Raw genomic sequence first — 9,757 nt, 5'->3', positions numbered from 1 at the left:
GACAGGCATATCTGCTGGTCAGTGGCCTAGCCTAACCCTCGTAATGAAAAGGTCAGGAGTTCGATTCTCCTAGGCGGCTCGCAGGTCAGAGGCCCTTTCCGGGAGATCCGGGAGGGGCCTCTCGTCATGAGCACGGCGTTGTTCACCACGATTCGGCCCGACGTGATGGCCACCAGCGCGACGCGAAGAGCACCGATCAGGTTTCCGCGGCGTGATCGTCGGTATGTGCGGGACCAACTAGGGAAAGGCCTGCGCGATGCGGAAATTGATCTTCGGTATGAACGTGACCCTGGACGGCTATATCGCCGCGCCCGGCGACGATATCGGTTGGGGCGCGCCGAGCGACGAACTGTTCCAGTTCTGGCTCGACTATGAGCGGGCGAACGATCTGGTGCTGTACGGGCGCAAGCTGTGGGAGTCGATGAGCTCGTACTGGCCGACCGGCGACCGGCAGCCCGGCGCGACCCCGGCGCAGTGCGAGTTCGCGCGGAATTGGCGGGATACGCCGAAGGTGGTGTTCTCCTCGACGATCGACGAGGTCGACTGGAACACCCGCCTGGTCGCCGGCGACGCGGTCGCCGAGATCACCCGGCTCGCGGACGAGCACGGTGGCCGGATCGGTATCGGCGGCGCGACGCTCGCCGGGGCCGCCATGGGAGCCGGGTTGATCGACGAGTACGTCCTGGCGACCCACCCGGTTCTGGTGGGCGGCGGCACGCCGTTCTTCACGGCGCCGGCCGGTCGGGCGAACCTGAACCTGGTGGAGACGCGGACATTTCCCGGCGGTGTGGTGCTGACCCGGTACGAGACGAGACGATGAGCGTGGACCGGGTGCCGGACCGGTCACAGTGTCGGGGGCAGGCCCAGCCAGGGTTTGCCGGTGGCGTCGAATCCGGTGAGCTCGGCGATCTTCCCGTCGGCGATATGCAGGACCGCGATATTGAACAGGCGGTATCGCGGGCCTTCGGGAGCGCGGAGGTACAGCGCGGCGGCCGGCATGCGATTGACTGTCGTGGCGATACAGCGCCAGTCGTCGTAGCCGGGCCCGAAGAGCCCGCCGGCGACCCAGCTGTCCACCGACTCTTCGGCCCCGACGATCGAGGTGCCCGAATCGGGCAGCATCACGAAGCGCAGATCGGCGCGCAACAGGGACAGCAACCCGGTCAGGTCGTTGCGTTCGTGGGCGTCGATGTAGGACTTCACCACGCCGCGCTCGACCTCCGACAGTTCGTGCGTGGCGGGGCTGCGCCAGTCGAGGCGGCGGTCGGGCAGTTGCCGGCGTACCGTCACGCGCGCCCGCTGTAGCGCGCTGGTCACCGATGCGACGGTCAGCTCGAGGGTGCCGGCGGTTTTCGGTGCCGGCCAGCCGAGGACGTCACGCAGGATGAACACCGCCCGCTGCCGCGGCGGCAGGTGCTGGACGGCGACGATGAATGCCAGCTCGACGGTCTCCCGCGCCACCGCCGATTCCTGCGGGTCCTCGGGGAGCATCCGGTCGGGGTAGGGCTGCAGGCGCGGCAGTTCGAAGCCGGGGTATGACAGCCCGGACGGTACCGGTGTCCGCTCGTTGCGCTTCTCCAGGAAGTCGAGGCAGGCGTTCGTGGCGATCCGGTACAGCCAGGTCCGCAGCGCGGCGTGGCCCTCGAACGATTCCCGCTTCCGCCACGCCCGCAGGAACGTCTCCTGTGTCAGGTCTTGGGCGTCGTCGTAGTTCGCGAGCATCCGGTAGCAGTGCACCTGCAGCTCACGCCGGTGCCGCTCCGTGACGAGTGCGAACCGCGCCGTATCGCCCGAGCGGGCCGCCGCGATGAACGCGGCCTCCTCGGCGCCCGGCGGCCTGGCGTCGGTCATGGTCGGCAATCCTTTCAACCGGTGCGGGGACTACCAGAACCGACGTCGTGGCGGAGGATGTCTAATCGGTGCGGGTCGGCGAGGACGGCCGGTCGCCGGATGTTCGCGGCCGGCCGTAGAACCCTCAGGCTCTGGCCGGTGTGAGGTGGGTGAGTTCGCAGAGCCAGCGACCCGCGCTGCGGACGAATACGTCCGAGGTCCACTCGTCGTTGACGAACCGCTCGCCGCGGTAGGTGCCGGAATTGACGACACGGGCGACGACGATCGCGACGTCGCCGAATATCGCTACCGAATGCACTTCGCTGCGCATGGTGTCGTGGGAGACGACTCCGGCGGCCACCGATTCCAGGAATCCGCGGCCCGCGAACGGACCGTCCTGGGAGAGGAAGGTCCATCCGGGGGCGGCGAAGGCGGCGATACGTGCCGGGTCGTCGGCGACGAGTGCCTCATCCCAATCGCTGAACAGTTGGCGGAAGGTCTCGAGGTCGGGGGTGACGGTGTCGGTCATGGATTCAACGATCCGCGCGCCGGGGTGAGCTGTCTTGGACGAATGGAGCCATTTCCGGATGACACTCGCGCCGAGACCGTGATCACCGCGGCGACCCCGATGGCCGCCGCGGTGATCAGGGCGGTGGCCGGCCACCCGAACCACTCGACGGCCGCCGCGCCGAACGCGGTCCCGAGACTGCCGCCGACGAAGTAGACCAGCATGTACGCACTGTTGAAACGAGCCGGTGCCGAGGGGTCGATCGCCAGGACAGTGCTCTGGTTGGCCACCTGGGCGGCGAACAGGCCGGCGTCGAAGATCGCCAGGCAGACCAGCGTCACGAAGGTGTTCGCGAGTCCGAAACCCGCCACGACCGCAGCCGGACCGGCCAGAGCGAGGCCGGCGAGGATCACCCGGCGGGCGCCGTCGCGGTCGGTCCGCGCGCCGGCGATCCGGGTGGCCGCGATGCCCGAGAGACCTGCCAGGGCGTACAGGCCGATTCGTTCGGCCGAATAGGAGTACGGGGGTTCGGAGAGCGCCACGGCCAGCCCTGCCCACACCGCGCAGAACGCGAAGAACCACAGGGCGCCGCGGATCGCGGCGATACGCAGCGCCGGATGGTGGAGGAAGAGGCCGGGGAGGGAACGCAGTGTGGAGAGATAGCCGCGTTCGGCGTTACCGGCAGCGGCGGGAAGCAGCACCGGGCAGCAGGCGGCGACGAGGCCGCAGGCCACGGCGAATACGAGCAGCATGGCGCGCCAGCCGATCTCGTCGGCGAGCCATCCACCCACGATCCGCCCCGCGAGGATGCCGACCGAGATGCCCGCTGTCACCACCCCCAGGATCGTTGCCCGCCGCTGCGGCGCAGCCAGCCGGCCCGCGACCGAACTCATACCGGCCCCGACCGCCGAACACGCTCCGACCAGGCCGATCAGCGGACCCAGCAGGGTGACCGTGCCGACGGCGGCGCAGGCCACGAGCGCAGCCGCGAGAACGCCGAACTGGGCCGCGAGTACGCGGCCGGGGGCGAAGCGGTCGACCAGCGGCACCAGCAGGACGAGGCCGATCATGTAACCGACGGGCCCGCACGCGAGCGCGATTCCGACCGCGGTGATCTGCGTACCCAGGGTGTCGGCCACATCCGCGATTGCGGGTTGCATCGGATAGATGGCCGACGTGCCGAGGGCGGCCGCGATCGACATGAACAGGATGGCGGGACCGCGGAGCGCGGCGGGAGCGGCGGGGTTCGCGTCTATTCGCACCCGACCGACCGTATGGACGCGCGAGCCGTGTTACCGGCGGGAATACGACATGACCGTCCTGTCGCGCGAGCCGTCCCGGCTCGCGCTCCGACTCGAGAATTTAACTCCGACGGCAGTTCGGGGGCTGTTTTTCTGCGCGACCATCGGTTTCATGACAGCGGCCGCCATTGCTTCGCAGTATCCACCGTCGATCTTCGACGGCTATCAGGCCGGCCGCCATCGCCAGGCCTACGACGAGATGTTCGATCCGGCGGGGCGGATCCGTGCGCCCTACCGGGGAATTCACACCGCGCTCGAGCGGATGGACGCGGTCGAACTGGCGGCGCGGTCGGACGCGCTCGGGCGGGCGTTCGTCGACCAGGGGATCACCTTCTCGCTGTCCGGCCAGGAGCGACCGTTTCCGCTCGATCCGGTACCGCGGGTGATCGCGGCGGCGGAATGGTCGCGGTTGGAGAAGGGTTTCGCGCAGCGGGTACGGGCCCTGGAGATGTTCCTCGCCGACGTCTACGGGCCGCAGACCATCCTGCGGGAAGGTGTGGTGCCGCGTCGGCTGGTGACGACCTGCTCGAATTTCCAGCGCGCCGCAGCCGGTTTCGCGCCGCCGAACGGGGTGCGGATCCACGTTTCCGGGATCGATCTGGTCCGGGACGAACGGGGTGTGTTCCGGGTGCTGGAGGACAATCTGCGTTCGCCGTCGGGGGTGTCGTATGTGATGGAGAACCGGCGCACCATGGCGCGGGTGTTCCCGGATCTGTTCGCCGCGAACCGGGTGCGGCCGGTGGGCGACTATCCGGGGCATCTGTTCCGCGCGCTGCGGGCCTCGGCCGCCACGAACACCGCCGATCCGACCGTGGTGGTGCTCACCCCCGGGGTGTTCAATTCCGCCTATTTCGAGCATTCGCTGCTGGCCCGGCAGATGGGTGTGGAGTTGGTGGAGGGCCGGGATCTGTTCTGCCGCGACAATTTCGTCTACATGCGCACCACCCACGGTGAACGGCAGGTCGACGTGGTGTATCGGCGTATCGACGACGACTACCTGGACCCCATGCATTTCAACCCCGATTCGGTGCTGGGCGTCGCGGGGATCCTGAACGCGGCGCGCGCGGGCAACGTGGTGATCTCCAGCGCGGTCGGCAACGGAGTCGCCGACGACAAACTCGTGTACACCTACGTCCCCACCATGATCGAGTACTACCTCGGTGAGACGCCGCTCATCCCCAATGTCGACACCTACCGCTGCTGGCTCGACGACGAACGCACCGAGGTACTGGACCGGATCGACGAATTGGTGATCAAACCGGTGGAGGGGTCCGGCGGTTACGGCATCGTCTTCGGCCCCGACGCCTCGGCCGCCGAACGCGAGGAGATCCGGCGTCGGGTCGCGGCGGAACCGCGAGGGTGGATCGCCCAGCCGCTGGTGCAGTTGTCGACCGTGCCGACCATGATCGGTGACGGCCTGGCACCGCGGCATGTGGATCTGCGGCCGTTCGCGGTGAACGACGGGGAGCGGGTCTGGGTGCTACCCGGCGGGCTCACCAGGGTCGCGATGCCGGAGGGCTCGCTGGTGGTCAATTCCAGCCAGGGCGGCGGCAGCAAGGACACCTGGGTGCTGGCGCCGCGCGCGGCCGGCGAGCGCGACGCCGCGGACCGCGATCCGGCCGCCGAACTGGTCGCCGAACCCGCCGCCACCGGGCGCACCGACCGCGACCGCACCTTCTCCGACACCCAGGCCCAGCAACAGCAACAGCAACAGTAGGAGGCGCGATGCTGGCGCGGAACGCGGAATCCCTGTTCTGGATCGGCCGCTATGTCGAGCGGGCCGACGATACGGCGCGAATTCTCGATGTCACGGTCCATCAGCTGCTCGAGGATGCCACCGTCGACCCCGACCGGGCCGCACGGGTGCTGCTCCGGGTGCTGGGTATCGAACAGCCCCCGGGCCGGTTGGATGTGTGGTCGCTGACCGAACTGGTGGCCTTCGACCGGAAACAACCCGGTTCGATCGTCTCGTCGATCTCCGCGGCCCGCGAGAACGCGCGCGGCGCGCGGGAGGTCACCTCCACCGAACTGTGGGAGTGCCTGAACACCGCCTATCACGGTCTGGGCGGCGCCATTCGCGCTGCCCGGGAGCTCGGGCCGTACGAATTCTTCCGGTATATCGAGGACCGGGCCGCGATGTTCGCCGGACAGGCCGACTCCACCCTGAGCCGCGACGACGGCTACCGCTTCCTGCTGCTGGGCCGATCGCTGGAACGAGTGGATATGACGGTGCGGTTGCTGCTCTCCCGCGGCGGTGAGCCCGGCGATTCACCCGCCTGGGTGAGCGTGCTGCGTTCGGCGGGCGCGCACGACTCCTACCTGCGCACCCATCGCGGGGCGCTGGACGCCCGGCTGGTGGCCGAGTTCATCCTGCTGGATCGGCTCTTCCCGCGCTCGGTGTTCCGTTCGGTGCGGCTGGCCGAGAACTATCTGCGGGAACTCGATCAATTACCGGACGGATCGCGCGGTGCCCGCAACGAGGCGCAGCGGCTGCTCGGGCAGGCGCGCAGCGAACTCGAATTCCTGCCGCCCGGAGTTCTACTGGAAGACCTCCGCCACCGCCTCGGCGCGCTGCAACAGACCTGTCACGAGGTCACCGAGGCCGTCGCCATGCAGTACTTCCACGCCGCCCCGTGGGTGACGTGGACCGATGCCCGCCGCCGTGGTGAACCGGCCACGGTGGCGGAGGGGAGCTATGAGAGAGGGTGATCCGATGAGCTGGCGGATGCGTGTGGTGCATACGACGGGATTCGCCTACGACTCGGCGGTGACCGGGTCGTTCAACGAGGCCCGGCTCACACCGAGATCGGACGGCCGGCAGAACGTCGTCCTGAACCGGGTGGAGACCGTACCGGCCACGCGCCCCTACCGCTACACCGACTACTGGGGCAGCGCGGTCATGGCGTTCGATGTGCACGCGCCGCACGAGGCGCTGGAGGTCTCGGCCTACTCGGTGGTGGAAACCGAACCGGCCCGGGCGAGCGGCGAGGACGTAATCGGCTGGGCGGAACTGCGTTCGGAGCCGACGATCGACACCTACGCCGAACTGCTGGCGTCGACGAACTACGTCCCGGACGACTCGGAACTGCGCGCGATCGCCGTGGAACTCGCCGAAGGGGTCGACCCGGAACAGGCCGTCCTGCGGGCATCGGAATGGGTGCATTCGACCATGACCTACGTTCCGGGCACGACCTCGGTCCACACCTCGGCGGTTCAGGCGTGGACCGACCGCCAGGGCGTATGCCAGGACTACGCGCATCTGACGCTGCTGTTGTTGCGCGCCATGGGAATACCGTGCCGGTACGTCTCCGGTTATCTGCATCCGGATCCGGACGCGGGGATCGGCGCCACGGTCGCGGGTGAGAGTCACGCCTGGATCGAGGCGTGGACCGGCGGCTGGTGGGGGCACGACCCCACCAACGCCACCGCGATCGGTGAACAACACGTCTCGGTGGCCGTGGGCCGCGACTACGCCGATGTACCACCGCTGAAGGGCATATTCTCCGGTGGCCGCTCCACCGACCACGAGGTGGTCGTCGAGGTCACCCGTCTCGCGTGAACCGGGCGCCGCCGCGACGGTCGCGCGCGTGCTCAGCCGAGGGTTCGGAGGAACTCGAGCAGCGCGGTGTTCACCTCGCCCGGGCGCTCCTGTTGCACCCAGTGGCCGGCGCCGTCGATCATGACTTCCCGATAGGGGCCGGTGACGATATCGGCGATCCGGCGCCGGGGGGTGGTGCCCAGGGCGAAATCCGCGGTTCCGGCGAGGAAGAGGGCCGGTACGTCGATGGTGGGGGCGGGCGCGTCGGCGAGGATCTCCCAGTTGCGGTCGATATTTCGGTACCAGTTCAGTCCACCGGTGAACCCGGTGCGCGTGAATTCGGTGATGTAGTGATCGATCTCGGCGGTGGTGATCCAGTCCGGATCGGCTTCTGGTTCGGGTAGCCGTTCGATGAACCCTTCGGCGCCGGGTGCCGTCAACCGGTCCATGGCCGCCTTTTCACGGGACCCGGCGCCGGTGCGTAGCCCGCTGAGCAGGCGACGGATAGTTGTGGCGGGGTCGGTGGCGAGCTCGGTGTCGGCCGGCCCGATCTGCTGGAAGTAGAGCATGTAGAAGAACTTCTCGCCGTAGCGCTTCTGCAGGATCCGCATGGGCGGGGCCGGTGCGCGCGGGGTGGGCGGCACGCTCATCACAGCTATGGCGGAGGTCCGGTCCGGATGTAGTTGCGCGAATCCGGAGGTGACTGTCGCGCCCCAGTCGTGGCCGACGATCACGGCCTTTTCGGCCGCGACGTCGTCGAGCAGACCGGCGAGGTCCGCGGTGAGGTGGGCGATATCGTAGGCCCCGACCGGTTCGGGTCGGCTCGATCCGCCGTATCCGCGCTGGTCGGGGGCCAATACGTGAAATCCGGCGGCGGCGAGTACGGGAATCTGGTGCCGCCATGAGAAGGCGAGCTCCGGGAAACCGTGGGCCAGCACGATCACCGGAGCACCGGGGTCGCCGGCCTCGGTGAGGCTCAGGGTGACACCGTTGGTCGAGACCAGGCGTTGATGACTGCGATACACCCACTCAACCAACCACAGCCGGGTGCCCGCCGGTGGGCGGTCACCGGGTCATGCCCGTTGTGTGGGGGCCGATACCGGAGTCGGAGTCACGCAGCCGGCGCTTCCGGTCGAGACCGGGGCGTCGATTTGCGTCTGTTTTCGGTGCACACCCGCGCAGCCTCGAGTGGCGCGTTATTGCCGGTGTGGACGGTCCGTTCGCGCGCGCAGTGCGCCGCGGGCCAAGGCGGCGATCTCGCGATTCAGATCGACGAGTTCGGTTTCCACATCACCGGCCGCCCGGCGGGCGGAGCGGTTGGCTCGATGAAGACTTTTCGTCGTGGCCGCCTTGACCTCGCGGGCGAACTCCGAGACCCATTCGGCTTCCCGGTTGACCGCTCGAGAACAGGCCTGTGTCAGGTCGGCCCAGGGCTCGGGTCGTTCGGTCCGTCGTCGACTCATGTCCACACTCCAGTCGATCGTGGCTCGGTGAACAAGTGTGCACCGACTACTGAAGGCTATCGGTGCGGGGAGTGCCTGGCAATGGGCGAAACCATGCCGTCGCGGCACGGTCAAGCCACCGGGCCCGGCTCGGTGGTCAATCCCACCAGAGCCGCCACAGCGGGTTGAGCAGGGCCGCGGCCAGCTCGTCCAGTGAATCGCGATCCTGGGTGGCGGCGTCGGGGCAGTAGAGGAACGCTTCCATCGCCATGGCCAGAGTGGCGTCCTCGTCGAGTATCTCCTTCTCGACCTTCAACCACATGGTGGCGCCGTCGAGCGCGACCAGTTCACACCCGCGGTTGGCCGACCAGCGTCGCAGGACGGCGGTGTGGACGGGACCGCCGATGTCGTAGTTCACCGCGCCCGTCCAGCCGAGCTCCTGCGGGATGAGCCAGTGCGCGGCGGCGGGGACGAGGGCGAGCCGGTCGAATTCCTCGCAGTCGGGGCGGATGGCCCAGGTATCGCTCCAGTCGAAGGCGGAGAAATCGTAATCGTCGAGCTCGAGATCCGACCACGACGGGCCGCCGCGGGGGATCGCTTCGGGATCGGCCGCATACTCGGCGTATTCCTTGGTCAGCCAGTCTCCGCCGTCGATGTCGGTGCTACCGAGGCCGTGCGGTCCCGATCCTGCCTCGGGACGGATATCGTCGGTGCACAGCAGCGGCCAGAGGCCAGTACGTGGACTGATCGCCCGGATACTCTCCCAGAGCAGGGGGCCGGCGTACCCCGGCTCCACCGGAATGGACCAGACCGGGGCTCCGGAGGCCGTGGTGCCGATGGGCGCGGGGGTGGGGATCTCGACGCCGAGTGCGGCGAGTGTCGCCACCGGATCGGTGCCGGTGTACGGGTCGGTCAGCGGGCCGGGCGGAAGATCCGGCAGAAATGGGGGAACGCCGAACTGCTCTTTCATGGTGGGTCATTCAACAGCAATCCGGTGACACGCGGATGTTGTTCGCAGAGGCGGGGAACGGCTGCCGACCGTGAACGGCATTCCGTTCGAGGCACTCGGGGCTGCCGCGGTGCTACCCGGCCAGATCCGGGTGGGCCCGGCCCGTGACCACCGGCATATCGACGAAAG

The 9,757-nt window shown here is 68.4% G+C and carries 10 protein-coding genes; 4 read left to right on the top strand and 6 right to left on the bottom strand.

The genetic code is table 11. The features are described from left to right. Positions 1–256 precede the first annotated feature (256 nt). Entirely contained in the window at positions 257–820 is a 564-nt protein-coding gene (locus ACWDU1_RS23415) for a dihydrofolate reductase family protein (protein WP_450001536.1), read from the top strand. A gap of 23 nt (positions 821–843) precedes the next feature. Here the strand turns inward: ACWDU1_RS23415 and ACWDU1_RS23410 are convergent, their stop codons facing one another. From ACWDU1_RS23410 to ACWDU1_RS23400, 3 genes are all read right to left on the bottom strand, one after another. After that, positions 844–1,851: an RNA polymerase subunit sigma-70 gene (locus ACWDU1_RS23410; RefSeq protein WP_450001535.1), complete on the bottom strand. Its 1,008-nt coding sequence runs from the start codon at positions 1,849–1,851 to the stop codon at positions 844–846. Positions 1,852–1,975: 124 nt separating this feature from the next. Further along, positions 1,976–2,359, bottom strand: coding sequence for a nuclear transport factor 2 family protein (locus tag ACWDU1_RS23405; protein ID WP_450001533.1), 384 nt, complete (start codon positions 2,357–2,359; stop codon positions 1,976–1,978). Further along, complete coding sequence (locus ACWDU1_RS23400; RefSeq protein WP_450001531.1) at positions 2,356–3,600, bottom strand: MFS transporter; 1,245 nt, start codon at positions 3,598–3,600, stop codon at positions 2,356–2,358. The genes ACWDU1_RS23405 and ACWDU1_RS23400 overlap by 4 nt, the downstream gene beginning before the upstream one ends. A gap of 151 nt (positions 3,601–3,751) precedes the next feature. Here ACWDU1_RS23400 and ACWDU1_RS23395 point away from each other — a divergent pair, with 151 nt between their 5' ends. Genes ACWDU1_RS23395 through ACWDU1_RS23385 form a run of 3 tightly spaced genes read left to right on the top strand, consistent with a single transcriptional unit; the run spans position 3,752 to position 7,198 of the window. Further along, positions 3,752–5,356: a circularly permuted type 2 ATP-grasp protein gene (locus tag ACWDU1_RS23395; RefSeq protein ID WP_450001529.1), complete on the top strand. Its 1,605-nt coding sequence runs from the start codon at positions 3,752–3,754 to the stop codon at positions 5,354–5,356. Positions 5,357–5,364: 8 nt separating this feature from the next. Further along, a complete protein-coding gene (locus tag ACWDU1_RS23390; RefSeq protein WP_450001527.1) occupies positions 5,365–6,348 on the top strand; it encodes an alpha-E domain-containing protein in 984 nt (327 codons plus the stop codon). Between the two features lie 4 nt (positions 6,349–6,352). Next, a complete protein-coding gene (locus ACWDU1_RS23385) occupies positions 6,353–7,198 on the top strand; it encodes a transglutaminase family protein (protein ID WP_450001538.1) in 846 nt (281 codons plus the stop codon). 32 nt (positions 7,199–7,230) lie between these two features. Here the strand turns inward: ACWDU1_RS23385 and ACWDU1_RS23380 are convergent, their stop codons facing one another. The 3 genes from ACWDU1_RS23380 to ACWDU1_RS23370 all read right to left on the bottom strand — a co-directional run bounded on the left by ACWDU1_RS23380 (position 7,231) and on the right by ACWDU1_RS23370 (position 9,589). After that, on the bottom strand, positions 7,231–8,202 hold the full coding sequence (locus ACWDU1_RS23380; protein ID WP_450001525.1) for an alpha/beta fold hydrolase: 972 nt from the start codon (positions 8,200–8,202) through the stop codon (positions 7,231–7,233). 171 nt (positions 8,203–8,373) lie between these two features. Beyond that, positions 8,374–8,640, bottom strand: a complete 267-nt coding sequence (locus tag ACWDU1_RS23375) for a hypothetical protein (RefSeq protein WP_450001523.1) — start codon at positions 8,638–8,640, stop codon at positions 8,374–8,376. A gap of 136 nt (positions 8,641–8,776) precedes the next feature. Beyond that, positions 8,777–9,589 carry a DUF4253 domain-containing protein gene (locus ACWDU1_RS23370; protein ID WP_450001521.1) on the bottom strand — a complete coding sequence of 271 codons (813 nt, stop codon included), beginning with the start codon at positions 9,587–9,589 and terminating at the stop codon, positions 8,777–8,779. Between the last annotated feature and the right edge of the window lie 168 nt (positions 9,590–9,757).

It is taken from the genome of Nocardia sp. NPDC003345, from assembly GCF_053589395.1.
Note: the sequence above shows the minus strand (reverse complement) of the source record. Positions and strands in the feature narration are given on the sequence as shown.

What these genes read in the sequence shown, in the direction of transcription:
- ACWDU1_RS23385 (WP_450001538.1), top strand. Translation starts at nt 6,353, where the DNA reads ATGAGCTGGCGGATGCGTGTGGTGCATACGACGGGATTCGCCTACGAC.
- ACWDU1_RS23405 (WP_450001533.1), bottom strand. Translation starts at nt 2,359, where the DNA reads ATGACCGACACCGTCACCCCCGACCTCGAGACCTTCCGCCAACTGTTC.
- ACWDU1_RS23395 (WP_450001529.1), top strand. Translation starts at nt 3,752, where the DNA reads ATGACAGCGGCCGCCATTGCTTCGCAGTATCCACCGTCGATCTTCGAC.
- ACWDU1_RS23410 (WP_450001535.1), bottom strand. Translation starts at nt 1,851, where the DNA reads ATGACCGACGCCAGGCCGCCGGGCGCCGAGGAGGCCGCGTTCATCGCG.
- ACWDU1_RS23375 (WP_450001523.1), bottom strand. Translation starts at nt 8,640, where the DNA reads ATGAGTCGACGACGGACCGAACGACCCGAGCCCTGGGCCGACCTGACA.
- ACWDU1_RS23415 (WP_450001536.1), top strand. Translation starts at nt 257, where the DNA reads ATGCGGAAATTGATCTTCGGTATGAACGTGACCCTGGACGGCTATATC.
- ACWDU1_RS23370 (WP_450001521.1), bottom strand. Translation starts at nt 9,589, where the DNA reads ATGAAAGAGCAGTTCGGCGTTCCCCCATTTCTGCCGGATCTTCCGCCC.
- ACWDU1_RS23390 (WP_450001527.1), top strand. Translation starts at nt 5,365, where the DNA reads ATGCTGGCGCGGAACGCGGAATCCCTGTTCTGGATCGGCCGCTATGTC.